This is a genomic window from Janthinobacterium sp. GW823-FHT03B06, from assembly GCF_058796955.1.
Genome location: NZ_JBXAJE010000004.1, coordinates 342,337 through 363,082 on the forward strand (window position 1 = coordinate 342,337; position 20,746 = coordinate 363,082).

Annotated in this window: 14 protein-coding genes; 3 read left to right on the plus strand and 11 right to left on the minus strand. The window is 65.6% G+C overall.

The window, feature by feature from the left end; translation table 11 throughout:
• Window positions 1-299: 299 nt before the first annotated feature.
• From AC1RBA_RS16265 to galT, 5 genes are all read right to left on the minus strand, one after another.
• Window positions 300-4,118 carry an NAD(P)-binding protein gene (locus tag AC1RBA_RS16265; protein WP_492419093.1) on the minus strand — a complete coding sequence of 1,273 codons (3,819 nt, stop codon included), beginning with the start codon at window positions 4,116-4,118 and terminating at the stop codon, window positions 300-302.
• 54 nt (window positions 4,119-4,172) lie between these two features.
• Complete coding sequence (locus AC1RBA_RS16270; RefSeq protein ID WP_070218197.1) at window positions 4,173-5,909, minus strand: glycoside hydrolase family 2 protein; 1,737 nt, start codon at window positions 5,907-5,909, stop codon at window positions 4,173-4,175.
• A gap of 177 nt (window positions 5,910-6,086) precedes the next feature.
• Entirely contained in the window at window positions 6,087-7,154 is a 1,068-nt protein-coding gene (gene galK / locus AC1RBA_RS16275; RefSeq protein WP_492419094.1) for a galactokinase, read from the minus strand.
• Complete coding sequence (locus tag AC1RBA_RS16280) at window positions 7,151-8,257, minus strand: M24 family metallopeptidase (protein WP_070218144.1); 1,107 nt, start codon at window positions 8,255-8,257, stop codon at window positions 7,151-7,153. The genes galK and AC1RBA_RS16280 overlap by 4 nt, the downstream gene beginning before the upstream one ends.
• Entirely contained in the window at window positions 8,254-9,357 is a 1,104-nt protein-coding gene (galT, locus tag AC1RBA_RS16285; protein WP_492419096.1) for a galactose-1-phosphate uridylyltransferase, read from the minus strand. The genes AC1RBA_RS16280 and galT overlap by 4 nt, the downstream gene beginning before the upstream one ends.
• Window positions 9,358-9,618: 261 nt before the next feature.
• Between galT and AC1RBA_RS16290 the strand changes: the two genes are divergently transcribed.
• Together AC1RBA_RS16290 and AC1RBA_RS16295 are read left to right on the plus strand one after the other, a co-directional pair.
• Window positions 9,619-10,617 carry an LLM class flavin-dependent oxidoreductase gene (locus tag AC1RBA_RS16290; protein WP_070218146.1) on the plus strand — a complete coding sequence of 333 codons (999 nt, stop codon included), beginning with the start codon at window positions 9,619-9,621 and terminating at the stop codon, window positions 10,615-10,617.
• Between the two features lie 171 nt (window positions 10,618-10,788).
• The gene (locus tag AC1RBA_RS16295; RefSeq protein ID WP_492419098.1) at window positions 10,789-12,003 is read left to right on the plus strand and encodes an MFS transporter; all 1,215 of its coding nucleotides are present in this window, start codon (window positions 10,789-10,791) and stop codon (window positions 12,001-12,003) included.
• Between the two features lie 167 nt (window positions 12,004-12,170).
• Here the strand turns inward: AC1RBA_RS16295 and AC1RBA_RS16300 are convergent, their stop codons facing one another.
• The 6 genes from AC1RBA_RS16300 to AC1RBA_RS16325 all read right to left on the minus strand — a co-directional run bounded on the left by AC1RBA_RS16300 (window position 12,171) and on the right by AC1RBA_RS16325 (window position 19,480).
• On the minus strand, window positions 12,171-13,784 hold the full coding sequence (locus tag AC1RBA_RS16300; RefSeq protein ID WP_492419100.1) for a M28 family peptidase: 1,614 nt from the start codon (window positions 13,782-13,784) through the stop codon (window positions 12,171-12,173).
• A gap of 135 nt (window positions 13,785-13,919) precedes the next feature.
• Entirely contained in the window at window positions 13,920-14,756 is an 837-nt protein-coding gene (locus tag AC1RBA_RS16305) for an HDOD domain-containing protein (protein WP_070218149.1), read from the minus strand.
• 120 nt (window positions 14,757-14,876) lie between these two features.
• Window positions 14,877-15,953: a BMP family ABC transporter substrate-binding protein gene (locus tag AC1RBA_RS16310; RefSeq protein WP_492419102.1), complete on the minus strand. Its 1,077-nt coding sequence runs from the start codon at window positions 15,951-15,953 to the stop codon at window positions 14,877-14,879.
• A gap of 21 nt (window positions 15,954-15,974) precedes the next feature.
• Window positions 15,975-16,904 carry an ABC transporter permease gene (locus AC1RBA_RS16315; protein WP_071079119.1) on the minus strand — a complete coding sequence of 310 codons (930 nt, stop codon included), beginning with the start codon at window positions 16,902-16,904 and terminating at the stop codon, window positions 15,975-15,977.
• Window positions 16,897-17,973 carry an ABC transporter permease gene (locus AC1RBA_RS16320; protein ID WP_492419103.1) on the minus strand — a complete coding sequence of 359 codons (1,077 nt, stop codon included), beginning with the start codon at window positions 17,971-17,973 and terminating at the stop codon, window positions 16,897-16,899. The genes AC1RBA_RS16315 and AC1RBA_RS16320 overlap by 8 nt, the downstream gene beginning before the upstream one ends.
• Window positions 17,966-19,480: an ABC transporter ATP-binding protein gene (locus AC1RBA_RS16325; RefSeq protein ID WP_492419105.1), complete on the minus strand. Its 1,515-nt coding sequence runs from the start codon at window positions 19,478-19,480 to the stop codon at window positions 17,966-17,968. The genes AC1RBA_RS16320 and AC1RBA_RS16325 overlap by 8 nt, the downstream gene beginning before the upstream one ends.
• Before the next feature lie 424 nt (window positions 19,481-19,904).
• On the opposite strand from AC1RBA_RS16325, the gene AC1RBA_RS16330 reads away from it, so the two are divergent.
• Window positions 19,905-20,744 (plus strand): outer envelope protein, encoded by an 840-nt coding sequence (locus AC1RBA_RS16330; protein WP_227742111.1) that lies wholly within the window; start codon window positions 19,905-19,907, stop codon window positions 20,742-20,744.
• Window positions 20,745-20,746: the final 2 nt, after the last annotated feature.

Here is a 20,746-nt window from a genome sequence, read left to right on the forward strand (position 1 = left end):
TACCGCGTCGCCATGCGCGATAGCATCCGGGACTGGCGTTCCCGGACGCTGAACGCCAACGCGACACCGCGCCGCCAGCGTGCTGACACAGGCAAGGCCGGTATTTCATCTGCCTTGCCTGTTGCCTGTTGCCTGTTGCCTGTTGCGTGTTGCGTGTTGCGTGTTGCGTGTTGCCTTTTCTTGTCTACGCCTTTCCCTGCCTTTCCCCATTTGCGCCTTTTCCCTGTTTGCGCCTTTTCCCTATTTGCCTATCCATCCTGCGCCGGGAGCGCCGTTCCAGGCTCCCCCGGCGCAAGCGCCTATTCCACCATGCTCACCTTGCGCCGGCTGGCCGCCAGCCCGGCGATCTGTTCCGCCGCTTTTTTCCCGGCCAGGAAGGCATGGTCGGAATTGTAGTATTCCCATTCGCTGTAGCGCCCCGCCAGCACGATATCCTGCGTGGCCAGCCAGGCCTTCACCAGCGCCACATTGGCGGCCCGCGCGTGGTCGTACACGACATAGGCGTAAGGCATGTCCACCTGGTTGGCAGCCAGCAGCCGGTCGTCGTCGCGCAGCAAGCCCACGGCGATGCAATCGGCCATGCAACGGTCGATCAGGGCTTGCCCATCCAGCGGCAACGGTTTCCAGGGCGAATAACTGATCTCGCACGTCAAGCCAAAGCCGCCCGGCGCATTGCAGTGGGGGCTGGCGTTACCTTGCAGGAAAATGCGGTGGAATATCGTCTCTTCCGGGTAGTAAATCCAGTGTTTCTCGCTGATGTTTTCACGTGCCACGCCCAGGTTGACGCAGCGCACGGAAATATGCCGCAAGGCGTGCGCCGCCGCCCGTACCTGCTGCGGCGCCTGCTCGCCGCTCAGGCGCACCAGTTCCGGCAAGGGCATGGTGCTCAGCAAGTGCTGGTAGCGGAAGCGGCGGCCGTCGGCCAGCACGATTACATGCTGGCGCGGCAGGATCTGCACCACCTCGGCGTTGAGCTCCAGCTGGCCTTGCAGATGCGGCAGGAAGCCCGACATCAATGCCTGGAAACCACCGCGCAAGGGATAGCCGAAACGGGCATTCGGACCCATCGGCCTGCCCACCGGTTCGAGCGCGCCCTCGATGATGTCTTCCAGGTTCGGCAACGGTACCCGCCCGCCCAGCCACGACGTTTCCATCTCGGCCAGCGGTACAGTCCATAATTTCTTGTTGTAGGGAATGGCGAAATGGCGGGCGATGCCGCTGCCCCATACCTGATGGATGAACTGCTCGAAATTGAGCCCCGCCTGGGGCGGTGCCGCCACGGCATCGTGCGCCTGTTCCAGCCCCGTGCCGCCGTCGGCGCAGCAGTCTTCCACGGCGCAGGCCCCCGCCGCCGCATGGCCCGACACGGCAGGCGCCTTGCCGTAGCGCGCCTCGATGGCTCCCATGATGCATTCCTTGATGACGGCTGGCGGCAAGCCGTACAGCGCGCCCTGGAAAGGATAGCGCGTGTAGACCTGCTTGCTGTACACCCAGGCTTCGCGGTTTTGCCAGTGCAGGTTGGTGCCCAGCAAGGTGCGGTACATGTCGAGCACATAGTCATCGTTGGAAAACATGATGTGGCCCGCATGGTCGAAAGTAAAACCGCGGTCGACGATGGAGCGGCACCAGCCGCCCACCGTGGCATTTTTGTCCAGCAACAAGGTATCGGCGCCCAGGTGATAGGCGGCGCTCAAGCCCGTCGGACCCGCACCGATGATGGCGCAGGCCACGGCTTGCGGCGCACCGGGCGGATGCAGGAGGTTGACGCCGGCGCCCGGTGCGGCAGCCTGTGCCATACTGACGGCGGGCGCCGCCTGGCGGGCCCCCTGCGCCGGCGGCGTCGTGTCGAGCAAGTGGCGCATCTGTTCCACCGTGGCATCCCAGGAGGTACCCTCGACGATGGCGCGCATGCCGGCGGCCATGGCCGCGCGCTGCTCCGGCGTCGCAGCCAGCGCCGCCTCGCAGGCGGCAACAAAGGCATCGGGCGTGTCGGCGATGGCCACGATGCCGCCATACGGCACGGCCACGTCGGTGATCGAAGTGCTAACGATGGGCAACTGCGCCGCCATGTATTCCAGCACCTTGGTAGGACTGATGAAGCGGGTCGCCTCGTTCCGGGCGAAGGGCAGCAGGCACACGTCCCAGCCGGCCAGGAAGTGCGGCAGCGCCTGGTACGGCTGCTGGCCCAGGTAATGGATATTTTGCCGCTGCGGCAGGCTGGCCGGGTCGATCTTGAGGATGGGGCCGACGAGCACGATTTGCCAGTCGGGATGGGCATCGGCCAGCGCCGCCACCAGGGCAGGCTCGAAACGCTCGTCGATCACGCCGTAATAGCCCAGCCTGGGACGTCCGATCTCCGCTTGCGCGGGATGGCCGTTGTGGCGGTCCAGCGCCTGTTCGAAGTGCACGGTATCGACGCTGCTGGCGAAGCAATGGACGTTCGCATGGCGCGTGCGTTTCGCCTCGAACAGGCTGGGGCCGCCCGCGAACACCAGTTCGGCGCGCGCCAGCAGGGCCGTTTCGCGCTGCAGTAATTGTCGCGGAGCATTTTTGAATGCGGCCAGTTCATCCATGCAGTCATACACCACCAGGCCCGCGTGCAGGGCCGGCAGCAGCGGCAGCGCCATCGGCGTATAGAACCAGACGATGGGGTCGTCGGCGGGCGTGATCTGGGCCAGCAGCGGTTGCAGCACGGCCAGCTGGTCGTCGTGAAAACCGGGCGCCCGCACGGCCGTGCGGGGCTGGCACACGGTCACGTTCGGCGCCGGGGTGGACAGCTCCAGCGTGCCCGGCCCGTCATGCCAGACCGGTTCCTCGATGAAGACCACGCGGTAGAACTGCGCCAGCCGCGACAGCAGCTGTTGCGGCCGCTGATACACGAAATTCCAGCGCAGGTGTGAAAAGACGATAATGGTTCGCATGTCAGTTCCTTTCTGCCCCGCCGGGGCAAACGTTGAACAAAGGTGTGCGGTCAGGCGCTGGGCCTGCCGTAGTGCCGCCGCGTAAGGCGGCGAAAGGATGCGCCGCAGCCGCTCCCCTCCCGCCTCTTCCAGGCTGACATCCCACAAGCCGCTGCGGTGCCAGTGGCTGGCATCGTCCCAGTCGGGGCGGTCGATGACGGGATAGATGCAGATGCCGCGCAGGTCCGCGCCGTGCTGGACGGCCAGCGCCGCCTCGGCGGCCACGTCGCGTATCCAGGCGCCGCGCCCGCTGCCCACGTGGCTCGTTTCCGCCAGCAGCAGCGGCCGCCCATAGCGCCGCCCCACTTCCAGCAATAGCTGGTACAGGGGCATGCGGCGCGGCTCGCCCAGGTGCCACCACAGGCGCAGGTTGCTGCCGCTTTCCCACTGGTTGCTGTGGTAATAGTTCAGGCCGATCAAGTCCAGGTAGCGCGGCGCGCCGCCCAATTCCGGCGCCCGGCGGCCGCACAGCATGTCCCAGGCCTCGAACTGCGAAGCGCGCCAGGCGGCCGCCTGGTCGACCCAGTCCGGCCGTCCCGGCGGCGCGATCACGTGGATCAGGGGATCGCATTGCAGGAAACGCGCATGTGGGCTGACGGCGCGGATGGCGTCGCAGCCGGCCACGGTGGCGCGCACCAGCTGCCGCTTGCCTTCATGACCTGCGTCCGGCCGCTGCATGTTCAGGCACTGGAACATGTGCACCGACAAACCCCAGCTGGTAAACGAGATTTCGTTGACGGGCGAATACACGGGCTTGCTGCCCGCATAGGGCGCGAGAAACTGCGCCGCCGCCCTGCAGTAGCGGGCAAAGCGCGGCACGAAGTCCGGCGAGAACAGGTCGACGTCGGGCGGCCAGCCGTAGTGGCAGAAGGTCCAGTTGACCTGCAGCCCCAGTTCCCGCGCCACGGCGGCGCGCTCCTCGATGCAGGAAAAATCGAAACGGCCATCGCGTTCGGCCAGGCGCCAGCCTATGCTTTCGCGCACGCTGCGGATACCGAACTGGCGCAGCAGCAGGTAGTCTTCGCGCACCCTGTCCAGGTGGCCCGTGGCGCGGTTCATGTCCAGCGCCTGGCCGCCGTGCGTGACGTGGTCGGCGCCCTCGTAGCCCGCCTGCCAGTAAGTCAGAAACGGCGCTGCCGCGCCATCGGTATCGGCCATGCCTGCTCCTGTTAATGTAGGGACCAGACGAAACTTGTCAGGCCCGGCTTGGGTTCAATTGAGCCGGATATTGCGGGTGGCCGCGCTGAGCAGTTCCAGCGCGGCCTTCGGCGTTCGGTCCGCCGTCAGCAGGCCATTGGTTTCCTGGAACGTGTCGGCGAACTGCGTGTAGCAAAAGCCGCTGAACATTTGCGCCGTATTGACGACCGTCATCAGGCGCCGGTACAGGTCGAGGAAGGCCGCCTCGTTCCCCACGCGCGCATAGCCCCAGGTATCGGTTTCCCCCTGCTCCCGGTCAAAGGCGATGCCGCCAAATTCCGTGAGGACGATGGGCTGGCCCCGGTGCGGAAAACCGTCGAGCGTGAGGATGCGTCCGCCCGGGCGGCGCTGGTCGAACAAGGTGGTGCGGGCCGAATCGCTGATCGCATAGCGCGCCTGCAGGCGTTCCGGATCGCAGTCGTAATCGTGGATGCCGAGGATGTCGGTGGCCGACGCTTCCCAGCCGTCGTTGCCGATCACGGGCCGCGTGGGATCGAGCGTGCGCGTCAGGTGGTACAGCGCCTCGACGGCGTTGCGGTGGGCCTGGATGGCCGTCAGGTTGGGCACGCCCCACGATTCGTTGAACGGCACCCAGACGAGAATGCACGGGTGGCTGTAGTCGCGTTCGATCACGTCCGTCCATTCGCGCACCATGCGCGTGATGGCCTTGCCGGAAAAACGGTAAGTGGACGGCATTTCTTCCCACACCAGCAAGCCCAGGCGGTCGGCCCAGTACAGGTAGCGCGGGTCCTCGATCTTCTGGTGCTTGCGCACGCCGTTGAAACCCATGGCCTTGGCCAGTTCCACGTCGTGCCGCAAGGCCGCATCGGAAGGCGCCGCCAGCAGGGTGTCGGGCCAGTAACCCTGGTCCAGCACCAGGCGCAGCGGATACGGCCGGCCATTGAGCATGAAGCGGTCGCGGTTGATCGCCACCGAGCGCAGCGCCGTGTACGACCTGACCGTGTCGAGCAAGGCGTCGCCATGCCGCAGCGTGACTTCGGCATCGAGCAGGATGGGCCGCTCCGGGCTCCACAGCAGTTCGTTGCGCGAATCGTCGATGCCGGGATCGGACAGGGCGATCTTGCGGCTCGCTTCGTTTTCGATCAGCTTGTACTGGTCGTCGGCCAGCAGATTGTCGCCATGCCAGATGCGCACGCCCACGATGAGATCGTCGTGCAGCTCGCCCATGGCGAACACGTCGCAGCCGATTTCATAGCCCTCGAACACGGGCGTCCAGCGCAGCTTGCCGATATAGGTGGTGGCCACGCGCTCGATCCACACGCTTTGCCAGATGCCCGTGGTGCGCGGATACCAGATGGAATGGGGCAGCAGTTGCCAGTCCTGCTTGCCGCGCGGCTTGGCCAGGTCGTGCGGATCGTCCTCGACGCGCACCGTCAGCACCTGCGGCCCGTCGGCCAGCAGGGCATGGCTGATGTTGGCAACAAACGGCGTGTGGCCTCCCTCATGCTCGGCCACCACGTGACCGTTCAGCCAGACCTTGGCATGGTAGTCGACGGCGCCGAAATGCAGCAGCACGCAGGGTCCGCCCGGCTGCAGCAGGAAGTCGCGCTGATACCAGCACACGCGGTGAAAACCGCGGTCGCCCACGCCGCTGGCCTGCGATTCCGGCGGAAACGGCACGATGATCTCGTGCGTCCAGCCGATGCCGCCGTCGGGCAGGCGGTAGCGCCGTTCATTGTCGAAGGTGAAACGCCAGGCGCCGTTCAGCGATTGCCAGTTCTCGCGCACCATCTGCGGGCGGGGATAGGCAAAGCCGCCCGCGCCAGGCAGGGCAGTACCGGCCAGGCCGTCATTCGTATGGGGTGGGGAGAGATGGTCATCGAGCATGCCAATTGGATGCATGCGGCATGGGGCAAGTTCCGCCGTATGGGGCTTGGGCGGTGATGCATGAGCAGGATCAAACCATGCTCAGTCGAGCGGAACCAGCATGCGTGCGTGGCGTCCCAAAGCGTTAAAGCGCTGTACCACCGTACGCCCCGCGCTGGCCGCGCATTGCTTGCGGCACAGGGCCACGCAAGCGCCGCCAAAACCGGCGCCCGTCAGGCGCGCGCCGTACACGGCCGACTGCGCCGACAGCAGCGCCACCAGCGCATCGAGCACCGGCAGCGATACCTCGTAATCGTCGCGCAGGCTGGCGTGCGACTGCGCCATCAGCTGGCCGAAGCGCACGGGACCATGCTGGCCGCAAGCCTGCAGCACGCGCAGGTTTTCGCTGACCACGTGGCGCGCGCGGCGGCGGTACGGCTCGGGCAAGCCTTCCACCACGGACGGCTCGCGCACGTCGCGCAGTGCCGCCACGCCCAGCAGGCGCGCCGCCTGTTCGCACTCGGCGCGCCGCACGTTGTAGGCGCTGCCGGCCAGAGTGCGCGGCACGCCGCTGTCGATGACCAGCACCTCGCTGTCATGGGGCAGCGCCAGCAGTTCATGGCGCAGGGTGCGTGCGTCGAGCAGCAGCATGTGATGTTCGTCGGCCAGACTGCATGCCATCTGGTCCATCACGCCGCAATTGACCTGCGCGTAGCGGATTTCCGCCTGCTGCCCCATCAGCGCCAGCGACACGTCATCGATCTGCAGTCCCAGCAACTGGCGCAGCGCGCGCAGCATGGCGATCTCCAGCGCGGCGCTGCTCGACAGGCCGGCGCCCGGCGGCACGTCCGAATCGATATGGCCGCGCACGGCCGGCACCGCGACGCCGCGCTCCTCGAGCAGGCGTATGCAGCCTTCCAGGTAGCGGCCAAAGCCGGGCGGTGCGGCGCTCTGGCGCTCGAAACGCACGAGTTCGTCAAGGGTGGCGGAATAGAACTGGTGATGCCCGTCGGCGGCCAGCGCCAGCATCACCCGCGTGCGCTGCGGCGTGGCGCACGGCAGCATGTAGCCATCGTTGTAGTCCGTATGCTCGCCCAGCAGGTTGACCCGTCCGGGCGCCGAGGCCGCCGCCACGGGGACGGCGCCGAAATACGCGTCGGGGGTAATCATTGCACTTCCAGGGTCAGCGGACGCCGCCGTCCCTGCACCGTTGCCGCCGGCCAGTCGGGATCGCAAGTCAGGTTGTGCAGGCGCCCGCCGCTGAGCAGGAAAGTGTCTTCCACCATGCTGCCGGGCAGGCTGGGATGGAAGGCCACGGCCATGCCGTCCTTCAGGGCGATTTCCGTATGCGCGCCGGCGGCCACCTCGGGCGCGCGGTAGCCGGCGATGCCGCCCTGCCGGAATTCCTGCACCGTATCGGGCTGCCCCGCATAGGCATAGGCGCTGTCGAGCGCGTGATACACCATGCTCAGCGCATGCCCCGCCACGCAGGCATCGAGCGCCACCGCTTCCAGCGCCAGGATGGCCGCGTCGGCTTCGCCGATGCCGTCGCGCGCGGGACGGAAACGGCGCTGGCGGCTCAGGCTGGCGCACAGGCCAAAACCTTGCGCGCACAGCGCCAGCACGGCCCGTTCGCCCAGCGGCGACGCGGCGGGCGGCGCGCGCCGGTAGCGCTCGAAGCGCTCGGCGCCGGCCGCCAGCACGTACACGGCATGCAGGCCGCGCGACCATAGGGCGCGGGCGCAGGCGCCGGCCAGTTCCTGCTCGCTCCAATCGGGCCGCGCGGCGCGCAGCGCCTCGCTGGCGGCAGCGGAGGCCAGCCGCCCCACTTCGCGGTAGCGCGCCTGTTCCGGCGCCAGCAAGGGCAGGCGCTCCTCGCGCAGGGCGACGGGCAGGCAGCGCTCGTGCAGGCCGGGCCGGTCGCACAGCACGGGCCTCCCCTGCGCCGCATGCTGCACGAAATGCTCGCGCAATTCGGCCAGCCGGGGTTGCATCCACGGCGTCACTTGCCAGGTCCAGCAGCCGCGCACCTCTTCCTGGCGCAGCCGCTGCGCCTCGGCCGCATCGGTCAGGATGTAGGCCGCATCGCGCGTGACGAGCACCTCGGCACAGCCGCACTCGGCCGTCTGGCAGGTGCTGCCCGACGCGCCGGCCGTGGCCCAGGCGAACCAGTCCACGCCGCGCAGGCGCAACGCGCCGGCCTTTTCCTGTTCCAGCCAGCCACGCATCTGCGCCAGTTTGTGCGCAATTTCCAGTTCGACATTCCAGTTCATGCGATTTCCTCTGCCATTTCCCATGCCACGCGCACTTGCTGCAGCTGCCGCGCCGATTCCTCGGGCAGGGCATCCATGGCGTACATGCCGGCGGCCAGCTCGGTGCCGGCCAGATATTTGAGCCGTTCGCGCGTGCGATACGGCGGATAAAACTGTGCGTGCAGCTGCGTTTCCGGATGCGCGCGGCCGTCCGGCGGCGCCTGGTACCAGGCCATCAGGTAAGGCATGGCGCGCTGCCACAAGCCGTCGTATTTCAGCAGCACGGTCTTGAGGGCGCGCGCCAGGTCGTCGCGCTGCAATGCCGACAAGGCCGCGAAGCTGTCCGTCTGCCGCAGCGGCATCACCCACGCTTCATACGGATAGCGGGCGCAGGCGGGCACAAAGGCGATCGCCTCCGGTCCCAGGTACAGCAGGCGCGCGCCGCCATCGGCTTCGCGCCGCGCCATGTCCACCAGCAGGGCCTGGCCATGGCTGGCGAAATATGCGTGTTCCTGCTCCAGCATGCGCGCCGGCACGGGCGGCACAAAGGGGTAGGCGTAGATCTGGCCATGCGGATGGTGCAGGGTCACGCCCACTTCCGCGCCGCGGTTCTCGAACGGCAGCACGTACGCGATGCCTGGCCGGCTGGCCAGCTGTGCCGTGCGCTCCCCCCACACCTGCAGCAACAAGGCGATGTGGCCGGGCGCCAGCGTGCCCAGCGAGGCGCCGGCATCCTGCGCGAACACCACCACTTCGCAATGGCCGCGGGCGGGCGCCGTGGCGACCGTCAAGTCGGGCGGATCATGGGCGTGCGGCGCCAGGGTGGGAAAGCGGTTGTCGAAGACGGCGATATCGTAGTCGCCGGCAGGCAATTCCGTCGGCTGCGCGGGATCGCGCGTGGGTGCCAGCGGGTTGTACCGGGCCGGCGGCAGGAAGGGGCGGCCCTGGCGGTAAGCCGCATACGCCACCCATTCGCCGCGCAAGGGATGCCAGCGCAAGTGCGGATTGGCCTCCTGCGGCTCGGGGAAGGGACTCGGTGCAACGCCGGCGACGACGATGGGACGCCGGCTGTACAGGGTCAGCTGGCGCCCGTCGGGCTTGGCAAGTTGCTTGCAATACATGATGTTTCGCATTCTTAAGACACGAATTCTTAAGACTGGCACTGGCAACAAAAGTTCCACAGTCTGCAAATATTTTCCAGGGTCGCTCAACACCGGTTTCCCGTCGAGACGAGTTTTTTACCGATCAGTACGCAAATTCCCGATTCGCATTATCATGTGCACAGCCTGTCATCCCTGCCGCTTTCAAGGCCGACCCTGTTGTCGTCAGGGGATAGACAAATCGTCCATTGTGATTTTCCACCACGTCCCGATATCGCTACCATGATTCCATTTTCCATACTCGACCTCGCGCCCATCGCCGAAGGCAGCAACGCCAGCCAGTCGTTCAAGAACACGCTGGACCTGGCGCAGCACGGCGAACGCTGGGGCTACAACCGCTACTGGCTGGCCGAACACCACGGCATGCCCGGCATCGCCAGCGCCGCCACGGCCGTCGTCATCGCCCATGTGGCGGCCGGCACCAAGACCATTCGCGTGGGCGCGGGCGGCGTGATGCTGCCGAACCACTCGCCGCTCGTCATCGCGGAACAGTTCGGCACGCTGGAAGCGCTGCACCCGGGCCGCATCGACCTGGGCCTGGGCCGCGCGCCCGGCTCCGACCAGACGACGGCGCGCGCGCTGCGCCGCGACTTGCAGTCCGACGCGGAACAGTTTCCGCAGGACGTGCTGGAATTGATCGACTATATGTCCGACGAGCCGCGCCAGCGCGTGCTGGCCGTGCCCGGCAAGGGCGCGAAAGTGCCCGTGTGGATACTGGGGTCCAGCCTGTTTGGCGCCCAGCTGGCCGCCCACCTGGGCTTGCCGTATGCGTTCGCCTCGCACTTCGCGCCACAGATGATGATGCAAGCCGTGGCCTATTACCGCGAACACTTCAAGCCGTCGAAGCAATTGGCGAAACCGTACGTGATGCTGGGCTTTAACGTCTTTGCCGCCGACACGGATGCCGAGGCGCACCTGCGCGCCACGTCGATGCAACAGGCGTTCGTCAACCTGCGCACGGGCCGCCCGTCGCGCTTGCAGCCGCCCGTGCCCGGTTACCTGGAACAGCTGGGCCCGCAGGAACGCGCCATGCTCGATTCCGTCCTGTCCTGCACGGCCATCGGCGCGCCGGACACGGTGAAAGCGAAAATGGCCGCCTTCATCGCCGAAACGGGCGCCGACGAGCTGATGATCACCTCGCAAATCTTCGAGCACCAGCACCGGCTGCGCTCGTATGAAATCACGGCGCAAGTGCATGCGGAGCTGGCGCGCGCGCAGTAACTTCACTGTCTTCCTCGGTATTTCCCCAAATACCCTTTTCCCGGCCGTCGGCAACGATCGCCGGGATTTTTTTGCTCGCGTCCAGTCACAAAATCGGCCGCGCCCGGCAAGAAATGCGCAGCCCCGCTATCATGCTCATCCAAAAGCATCATTCCAAGAAAGTTGTACCGCATGAAATCCGCACCATCGAATGTCGACGCCAGCACCCTGCTGAGCTCCACCCGCATCCTGTTGTTCGCCCTGTCCGCCGGCGTGCTCGTAGCCAGTCTGTACTATGTGCAGCCGCTCACGTCCATGCTGGCCGCCTCGTTTGGCGTGAGCGTGCCGCAAGCGGGCTACCTGGTCACGGCCACGCAGATCGGCTATGTGCTGGGCATCGTGTTTTTGGTCCCCCTCAGTGACGTGCTGAACCGCCGCCAGTTGCTGACGTGGATGCTGATTGCCAAGATCGGTGCCCTGCTGCTGGCCGCCACCAGCCAGAATATTATCGTCTTTGCCGTCGCCAGCGTCTTGATGGGGATCACGGCCAGCGCCTTGATGGTGGTCACGGCCATGGTGGCGTCGTATGCGCCCGACCACAGCCGGGGCCGCATGGTGGGCACCGTCATGACGGGATTATTATTGGGCATCTTGCTGGCGCGTACCGTCTCCGGCACCGTGTCGCAGATCAGCGGCGGCTGGCGCACCGTCTACGTGCTGGCCGCCATCGTCGTGGCGGCCCTGCTCGTCATGCTGCGCCGCATCCTGCCGAACGAGGCGCCGCGCGGCACGCTGCAATACGGCAAGCTGATGGCTTCCCTGGCCGACATCATCCGCCAGGAACCCTTGCTGCGCCAGCGCGCCCTGTTCTCTGGCCTGGGCCTGGGCACCTTCAGCGTGTTCTGGACGGGCCTGACCTTCTTGCTCAGCGGCGCGCCGTACCACTATTCGGAAATGCAGATCGGCCTGTTCGGCCTGGCCGGCGCCACGGGCGCCTTTGCCGCGAATACGGCGGGCCGCATGGCCGACCGCGGCTATGCGCGCCAGGCCACGTGGCTGCTGGCCGTCGCCTCGATCGCGGGCTGGGCCCTGATCGGCTTCGGCGCCCATTCGCTGGTGCTGCTGTTGATCGGCATCGTGCTGCTGGACATGGGCGTGATGGGTTTGCAGGTGACGCACCAGTCGATCATCTATAAACTGGCTCCGCATGCGCGGGCGCGGGTCACCACTGTCTTCATCGCGGGCGGCTTCATCGGCGCGTCGGCAGGCTCGGCCCTGGCCAGCGCCAGCTTTGCCGCCGGCGGCTGGCCCGCCCTGTGCATGGTCGGCGGCGCCATGCCGCTGTTGCTGCTGCTGGTGTGGGGCAAGTACCGGCATAAGCAGCGCAGGCTGGAACGGGCGGCTTGATCCGGCGCTGTGGGGCTGCGGGGCCAACAATGTTGTCGGGTTACGCGCTGACGCGCTAACCCGACCTACGCACTTGCTCCAAGCGAACAGGCGTAGGTCGGATTAGCGGGGCCGCCGAGGCGCGGCGAGGCCGCGCGTAACCCGACAAAGCATGCACAGACCACGTCTTATTTCGCGGCTGGCCCGCGCGCCTTGCCGAACGCATCGCCCGCCTTCCAGGCCGGCATCTTCGCGCCATTTGCCACGGCCTGCCCCAGGTTCAGGGTGAATTGCGCCTGCTGCGTCATGCCGGACAAATCCCAGCTGGCATCGTACTCATCGGTGACTTGATGGTAGCGGGGGCCGTAGGCGGCCGCCTTGGCTTTCGACGCCGCCACGTCCTTGATGTACTCGCGTCCGCCATTGATGGAAAACGCGGGCACGCCCGCCTTGGCAAAACTGAAATGGTCGCTGCGGAAATAACCGCCGGCCAGGTCGGGACGCGCGGCAGCAATGTGCATGCCCATGGCTTTGGCCACCGTGGCGGCAATCGCGCCCAGTTCCGTGCGCTCGCTGCCCTGCGCGCCGATGTCGTGCGTGGCGCCGACGAAATTCAGGCTGTCCAGGTTCAGCGCGGCGGCCGTCTTGTTCAAAGGCCACAGCGGATCGGCCGCATAGGCGGCACTGCCCAATAAACCCTGCTCTTCAGCCGCCACCCACAGGAAGATCTGCGTGCGCTTCGCCGGCTTTTTCACCGCTTCCTGCGCCATGGCCAGCAAGCCGGCCGTGCCCGAGGCATTGTCGACGGCGCCGTTGTAAATCGTGTCTCCAGCGTCACCTTGCTTGCCCAGGTGGTCCCAGTGACCGCTGTAGATGACGGCTTCATCTTTCAATGCCGGGTCGGTGCCCGGCACCATGCCGGCGATATTGAATTGCTCCACCTTGCGCACGATGGACTTCATCTCGCCCGACAGCTTGGCGTTCAAGGCGACGGCCTGGAAATCCTTGCTTTCCGCCTTGGCGCGCAAGGCGTCCAGGTCCTGGCCGCCCGCCGCAAACAGCCGGCGCGCCGCGTCTTCCGCGATCCAGCCCTGCAGGGGCGTACCGGCAGTGCGATCGGCCAACTGGAAGCGTTCGCTGCCGCTCCAGCTGTTCTGCACCACGCTCCAGTCGTACGAGGCGGACGGTTTCGTGTGGATCAGCAATACGCCCGCCGCGCCCTGGCGCCTGGCTTCCTCGAATTTGTAGGTCCAGCGGCCGTAATAGGTCAGCGCCTTGCCGGCGAAGCGGTTCGGATCAAGCGCGGTCGGCTGCGGGTCGTTGACCATCATGACGACGATCTTGTTTTTGACATCGGCGCCCTTGAAATCGTTCCAGCCCTCTTCCGGCGCCGTGATGCCGTAGCCGACGAACACGAGCGGTGCGTCGAAGGTGTGCGCGGCAACGGAGTCGCCCGTGGCCCACACCCAGTCGGGGCCGAACGCCAGCGGCACGGGCTTGCCGCCGGCCACGGCCTGCAGGCTGCTTTCGGCAGGCAGCGACTTCACGCCGGCGATTTGCACGCTCTGGCGGTAGCTGTTGCCGCGCACGGGTTGCAGTCCGGCCATCTGCGCCTGGGTTTCCAGGTACGCCACCGTCAGGTCGGCGCCGCGCTGGCCCGTGCCCCGGCCTTCGAGCAAATCGTTGGACAGGAAGGCCAGGTGGGCGCGCAAGGGCGCTTCCTGCACCACGGGCAAACCGGTAGCGGCCTGGGCGGAAAACGCCAGCGCAGTCAAGGCCAGGGAAGAAAACAGCTTCTGCATAAGATCCTTTGGATAAGAGGAGACATTCAGTCCGGCGGATAGCCGGGCCGGCGATTGTATGCCATGGGGCAGGCGCTGCAAAATGCGGACGAAAAAAATCCCCGCGGCAAGGCGGGGATGTCATGGCCGAGTAAATTACACGAGCAAGGCGGCCGCCAGCGATTCGATCTCTTCGGCCGATTCCTCGAGTATCGTATGCAGGGTGCTGCCGCCGATACCGAAATCGATCTTCGCCGCCGCCTGGCGCCGCGCGGCGCTTTCCGGCGGGTGCAGGGGCGAGCCGACGGGCGACAGATCGTTGGCCAGCACCAGGGTCGCGCCCAAGGTGCGGGGCGGGAACGTGCTGCCGCCGTGCCACATGCCTTCCACGGCCTGCAAGACCATGTCGGGCACTTGCAGCTGGCGCAGCACGCCGCGGCCGATCAGCTTTTCGCCGTATTCGATCCAGTCTTCGGTATTGTCATCGAGCAGGCCCGGATATTCCTCGGCGCGCGACAGCAGATAAAAGCCGCCCACTTCGTGCACGATGGCGGCAAACATGGCCGTTTCCACATCCACGTGCGTGACTTTCCGGGCGATCACCTGGCTCAGCGCGGCCACGTGGGCCGTATGTTCCCACAGCCTGGCCGCCTTGGCGCGCAATTGCGGGTCCGTGATCTGGCTGCCCAGCTGGCGCACGATGACGGACGCCACCATCGATTTCAAGGTGGCAAAGCCCAGGCGCGAAACGGCTGCGCGCACATTGGCGATTTCATTGCCGGAACGGTTGTAGGCGGCCGAGTTGGCCAATGCCACGACCCGCGCCGACAGCAGCGGCTCGGCCATGACCATGCGGGCGGCCGCTTCGATATGGCAATCGGGGTCGTCCAGCGCTTCCTGCAGCTTCAAGGTGGCCTTGACGTTGGCGGGGAACGTCAGCTCGCCCTTGCTCGCTTGCAACGCGATAATCTTGAATACTTCCAGTCTGTCCATGGGTCAATCTCCGGTACGGGCCTATTAGGCTCTGCTGTGTGGGTGGGCCGGGAACGCGCATGTATCCCCGGCCTGGCTCCCGTTTCCGGCAATATTACAGCAAGTTTATACGCAACCCTATTACTTTCCGGAAACTTTCCCTGCCACGCCTTCGACAAAATAATCCATCTTCGTCAGCGCCGCATCATCGAGCACGCCTTTGTCCAGGCGCACCTTGCCATCGTTATCCTTGATCGGCGCGCTGAAAGGATTGAGCTTACCAGCAACCAAGTCTTTCTCGCGCGCCAATACAAACTGTTTCACGTCGGCAGGCACGGCCGCATTGATGCCTTCCAGCTTGACCATGCCATCCTTGATGCCGCCCCAGGTGCTGCTGGACTTCCACGTGCCGTCCAGCACGGCCTGCGCCTGCTTCGTGTAGTAGTCGCCCCAGTGGTGGGTGACGGCGGCCAGCTGCGCCTTCGGCCCGTACTTTTTCATGTCCGAGTGGTAGGCGATCGCATACTTGCCCTTCTCTTCCGCCGCCTGCACCACGGCGGTCGAGTCCGTGTGGTGGGTGACCACGTCGGCGCCCTGGCCGATCAGGGTGATGGCCGCGTCGCGTTCCTTGCCCGGATCGAACCAGCTATTGACCCACACCACTTTCACTTCCGCCTTCGGGTCGACGCTGCGCATGCCGCGCGTGAAGGCGTTCACTCCCTGCAACACTTCCGGGATGGGAAACGCCGCCACGTAGCCGGCCACGTGGGTCTTGCTCATCTTGCCCGCCAATACGCCAGCCAGATAGCGGCCTTCGTAGAAACGGGCATTCGTGTTGGCCACGTTGACGGCCGTCTTGTATCCCGTCAAATGAATGAACTTCACATTAGGAAATTGTTTCGCCACTTTCAAGGTGGGATTCATGTAGCCGAACGAAGTCGTGATGACCAGCTTGCTGCCCGTTTGCGCCAGGTCGCGGATCACCCGTTCCGCATCGGCGCTCTCCGGCACGTTTTCCACAAACCTGGTGCTGATCTTGTTGCCCAGCGCCTTTTCCATTTCCTTGCGCGCCTGGTCGTGCTGGGTGGTCCAGCCCGCGTCGCCGATGGGGCTGATATACACGAAGCCGACGTTCAGCGGAACGGTGGCCGGTGCGGCAGCCATGACGGGCATCAAAACAACACTGCAAACGGCAGCGCATACTAGTTTCTTGGACATGGTTTTCCTTGTGGTGAGTGATTAATTTCCAGGATTGAAATTTTTCCCCAGTGAAGCGGGCATGTTGAGCTTGATGTAATTGGCATTGCTGGAAATGAGCACGAGCACGACGATGGCTGCCAGATACGGCAGCATCGACAGCAGTTGCGACGCGATGGGCACGCCCAGCGCCTGCGCGTGGAACGTCAGAATCGTGATGCCGCCAAACAGGTAGGCGCCGCCCACCACGCGCGCCGGACGCCAGGTGGCAAACGTGGTCAGCGCCAGCGCGATCCATCCCCGTCCCGCCACCATGCCCTCGACCCACAGCGGCGTGTACACGAGCGACAAAAACGCGCCGGCCAGGCCGCAGCAGGCGCCGCCGAACAGCACGGCCGCCAGGCGGATGCGCCGCACGGGATAGCCGAGCGCATGCGCGGACGCTGGCGACTCGCCCACGGCGCGCAGCACCAATCCTGCCCGCGTGCGGTACAAAAACCAGGCGATGGCAACGCACAGCAGCAGGGACAGATACACCATCGGATGCTGGCGGAACAGGGCCGGCCCCAGCACGGGAATATCTTCCAGGAAAGGGATGCCGAAGCGGCCGTTCTGCAAGCTGTTGCCCACGTACTTCAGGCCGATGTACGTGGACGCGCCCGCGCCGAACAGAGATAAAGCCAGGCCCGTCGCGTACTGGTTCGTGCCCAGCCACACGGTCAGCCAGGCAAAGAAGCCGGACAGCACCATGCTGGCGCCCGCACCCGCCAGAAAGCCCAGGGTGGGGCTGCCCGTGTTGACGGCCACGGCAAAGCCCGTGATGGCCGACACCAGCATCATGCCTTCCGCGCCCAGGTTCACCACGCCCGCCTTTTCATTCACCAATAAACCGAGCGCGGCCAGCATCAGCGGCGTGCCCGCGTTGATGCTGGCGGCAATCAAGGGCGCTATCGTCAGGGCCAGGTTATCCATGTTTCCTCCAGCGCAGTTTGTATTGGATCAGCACGTCGCAGGCGAGCAAGGCGAACAGCAGGATGCCCTGGAACACGCCCGTGATGGCGCTGGGCAAACCGAGGCGCGACTGCGCCAGTTCGCCGCCGATATAGAACAGGGCCATGACGAAGCTGGAGAAAATCACGCCCACGGGATGCAGCCGCCCCACGAAGGCGACGATGATGGCGGCAAAGCCATAGCCGGGCGACACGGTGGGCGTGAGCTGCCCCATCGGCCCCAGCACTTCGCACGCGCCCGCCAGGCCCGACAGGGCGCCACAGATCAGCAACGACGACCATAAGGTCTTGCGCGAGGAAAAGCCCGCATACCGGGCGGCGGCCGGTGCCATGCCGCCCACGCGCAGGCGGAAACCGGCAATGCTGCGCGACAGATACAGCCAGCCGCCCAGCGAGGCCAGCAAGGCAAACACGATACCCACGTGCAAGCGCGTGTCGCTGATCACCATCGGCAACAGCAAGCCGTCCGATAGCAGTTTCGACTGCGGAAAATTAAATCCTTCCGGATCGCGCAGCACGCCGTACACGAGATAGCTGAGCAGCAATTGCGCGATGTAGACGAGCATCAGCGAGACGAGGATTTCGCTGGCGTTGTAGCGGTCGCGCAGCCAGGCCACCAGGCCCGCCCACGCCATGCCGCCCGCCATGCCGGCCAGCAGGGAAATGCCGATGATGGCCGCGCCGCCCACGCCATCGTCGAGGTACAAGGCGGCCGCGCCGCCGCAGATGGCGCCCAGGGTCAGTTGGCCTTCCGCGCCGATGTTATAGATGTTGGCGCGAAAGCAGATGGCCAGGCCGACGGCGATCAAGAGCAGGGGCGCCACCTTGAGACCCAGCTCGGACCAGCCATGCGCGTCGCGCAAGGGTTCGACAAAGAACACGGCCAGGCCCGCCAAGGGATCGTGGCCCAGCGCGATAAACAGCAGCGCGCCGCACAGCACGGTCAGCAGCACGGCCAGCACGGGCGACATCCACGACATCAGGCGCGACGGTGCAGGACGGGCTTCCAGGCGCAAGGCAAACTTAGCCATGGGCAGCCTCCTGCGGCCACAGCCCGCTCATCCATTGCCCAACGAGATCCACGCTGGCCTCGCCCACGTCGAGCGACGGTGAAATCTTTCCTTTTGCCATCACCAGCAGGCGGTCGCTGATGTCGAACAACTCATCGAGTTCCTCCGACACGATGAGCAAGGCACAGCCAGCGTCGCGCAGCGCCAGCAGTTCGGCGCGGATTTGCGCGGCCGCGCCCACGTCCACGCCCCAGGTCGGCTGCGCCACCACCAGCACCGTGGGCTCGCGCATGACTTCGCGCCCGACTATATATTTCTGCAAGTTGCCTCCCGACAGGCTGCGCGCCAGCGCCTGCGGCCCGCCCGCCTTCACCTGGAAGCGGGCGATGATGGCGGCCGCCCGCTGCGCGATCGCGCCACGGCGCAGGAAGCCGTGGCGGATGGTGGCGGGGGTCTGCAAGCTCAATAAGACGTTGTCGGCCAGCCCCATGTCGGGCACGGCGCCGCGTCCCAGCCGCTCTTCCGGCACGAAGCCGAAGCCGAGGGCGCGCCGGCGTCCCGGCGGCAAGCGCCCGGCAGGCGTGCCGTTCAGCACGATGCTGGCCGGAGCCGCGCGCAGGTCCTCGCCCGACAGGGCGGCCAGCAATTCCTGCTGGCCATTGCCGGACACGCCAGCGATGCCGACGATCTCGCCCGCGCGCACGTCGAAATGGATGTCGATCAATTGCGTGGCGAACGGGTGGCTCTTCGGCAAATCCAGCTGCCGCACGCTCAGCATGGCCGCGCCGGGCGCGCGCGCCACGCGCGTGACGGCGGGCGGCTCCGCGCCGATCATCATGCGCGACAGGCTGGCCGCCGACTCTTGCGAAGGGTCGCACACGCCTGCATTTTTGCCGGCGCGCACCACGGTGCACGTATGGCACAGGGCGCGGATCTCGTCGAGCTTGTGGCTGATGTACAGGATGCTGCAGCCTTCGGCCGCCAGCTGGCGCAACGTGCCAAACAGTTTTTCCACGGCGCCCGGCGTCAGCACGGACGTCGGCTCATCGAGGATCAGCAGTTGCGGCTTGGCCAGCAAGGCACGCACGATTTCCACGCGCTGGCATTCGCCGACGGACAGCGTGTGCACGTGGCGCTGCGGTTCCAGGTCCAGGCCGTACTGGCGCGCAGTGTCTTCGATGCGCTGGGCCAGCTCCGCCATGTTGGTGCCGGCGGGCAAACCGAGGGCGATGTTTTCCGTGACCGTCAAGGTATCGAACAGGGAAAAGTGCTGGAACACCATGGCGATGCCCAGCGCGCGCGCGGCCGACGGGTTGGCGATCTCGACCTCGCGGCCATTCCACAGGATGCGGCCGCCATCGGGCTGCACGGCGCCGTAGATGATTTTCATCAAGGTCGATTTGCCGGCGCCGTTCTCGCCGAGCACGGCGTGAATTTGTCCGGGCGCGACGGTGAGGTCGATGCCGTCATTGGCCACCACGGCCGGATAGCGCTTGCTGATGTCGTGTAATTCCAGGCGTGCCGTCATTGTTTTTTTCGTGCCTCGCTGCGGGGTCGCCGGCATCATCGCCGGTGGAAAAATTCAAGCTCTTGTCTCTATCGTATCGGCATCCGCGGCGCTTGGGGGATGGTGTGGCGGCGCGCATTTCTATTTCCACAAAAAAACAACACCTGTATACAATTTTGAAAAAAATTATCAGCTTTACAGCGGCCGCCTTGCCCCGCAAGGCTGAGAAGGTGCGATGATTATATGCAAGAACTGATAGTAAGTATGCAGATAAGACATATCGCCCAGCGCGGCGCTTCTCGCATCATGGATTGAACGGCGCGCAATGCCTCACCGCAGCGCTACCTGCGCGCCAGTGGGTTCCCCCCTGCGCCCAGCCATCCCAGTTCCCGTTTTCCAACACCGCCATCAGGAGCCGAAAGTGCCAAAAAACCTACCTTGTCTGTTGCTCTGCCTCACTACCACCCTGGGCGTGGGCGCGACCGCCCAGGCTGCCGAATGGAGCGATACCGCGCTGAGCTGGCGCGCCGGCAATGACTACCGCGAGCCGTTCAACCCGGACGACATCAAGAAAAACATCTTTGCCATCACGCACGCCAGCGGCTACAAATACGGCAGCAACTTCGTCAACCTGGACTTCCTGATGTCCGACAGCAAGGACCCCGGCGCGCTCGGTAAAACGTCCGGCGCGCAAGAGGCCTACCTGGTGTACCGCAACACCATCGACATCGGCAAGGTGCGCGGCAGCGACATCAAGTTCGGCCCCGTGCGCGGCGTCGGCGTGACCCTGGGCTTCGACGTCAACACGAAAAATGACGTCGGCTACAACTCGCGCAAGCGTATGCTGGTGGCCGGCCCGACCCTGATGTGGGATGTGCCCGGCTTCTTCAACACCAGCCTGCTGTTGCTGCGCGAAAGCAACGCCCCCAGCGGCGCCTTCCCGCCCATCTCGCAAGTGACGGGCCGCTACACGTATAAAACGCACGCCATGCTGACGGGCGCCTGGGCCATCCCCTTGTCGCCGCTGTTCTCGTTCGAAGGCTTTTTCAACCTCATCGACTCGAAAGGCAAGGATGAAGTGGGGCGCGACACGGCCGTGGAAACAAATATCGACATGCAAGTGATGTACGACGTGGGCGCGGCCCTGGGCAGCGCCAAGAACACCTTCCGCGTGGGCCTGGAATACCAGTACTGGAAGAACAAGTTCGGCAACTCGCCCGCCACCACGGGCAACGTGGGCCAGACGGCGAAGACGCCGATGATACGCGCGGAATACCATTTCTAAGA

Bases quoted from the DNA above. Each gene is read 5' to 3' on its own strand.
- AC1RBA_RS16270 (WP_070218197.1), bottom strand. From the start codon at position 5,909: ATGGTGCGCGAGAACTGGCAATCGCTGAACGGCGCCTGGCGTTTCACC.
- AC1RBA_RS16265 (WP_492419093.1), bottom strand. From the start codon at position 4,118: ATGGCCGATACCGATGGCGCGGCAGCGCCGTTTCTGACTTACTGGCAG.
- AC1RBA_RS16280 (WP_070218144.1), bottom strand. From the start codon at position 8,257: ATGAACTGGAATGTCGAACTGGAAATTGCGCACAAACTGGCGCAGATG.
- AC1RBA_RS16310 (WP_492419102.1), bottom strand. From the start codon at position 15,953: ATGTCCAAGAAACTAGTATGCGCTGCCGTTTGCAGTGTTGTTTTGATG.
- AC1RBA_RS16315 (WP_071079119.1), bottom strand. From the start codon at position 16,904: ATGGATAACCTGGCCCTGACGATAGCGCCCTTGATTGCCGCCAGCATC.
- AC1RBA_RS16325 (WP_492419105.1), bottom strand. From the start codon at position 19,480: ATGACGGCACGCCTGGAATTACACGACATCAGCAAGCGCTATCCGGCC.
- AC1RBA_RS16290 (WP_070218146.1), top strand. From the start codon at position 9,619: ATGATTCCATTTTCCATACTCGACCTCGCGCCCATCGCCGAAGGCAGC.
- AC1RBA_RS16295 (WP_492419098.1), top strand. From the start codon at position 10,789: ATGAAATCCGCACCATCGAATGTCGACGCCAGCACCCTGCTGAGCTCC.
- AC1RBA_RS16320 (WP_492419103.1), bottom strand. From the start codon at position 17,973: ATGGCTAAGTTTGCCTTGCGCCTGGAAGCCCGTCCTGCACCGTCGCGC.
- galK (WP_492419094.1), bottom strand. From the start codon at position 7,154: ATGATTACCCCCGACGCGTATTTCGGCGCCGTCCCCGTGGCGGCGGCC.
- galT (WP_492419096.1), bottom strand. From the start codon at position 9,357: ATGTATTGCAAGCAACTTGCCAAGCCCGACGGGCGCCAGCTGACCCTG.
- AC1RBA_RS16305 (WP_070218149.1), bottom strand. From the start codon at position 14,756: ATGGACAGACTGGAAGTATTCAAGATTATCGCGTTGCAAGCGAGCAAG.
- AC1RBA_RS16300 (WP_492419100.1), bottom strand. From the start codon at position 13,784: ATGCAGAAGCTGTTTTCTTCCCTGGCCTTGACTGCGCTGGCGTTTTCC.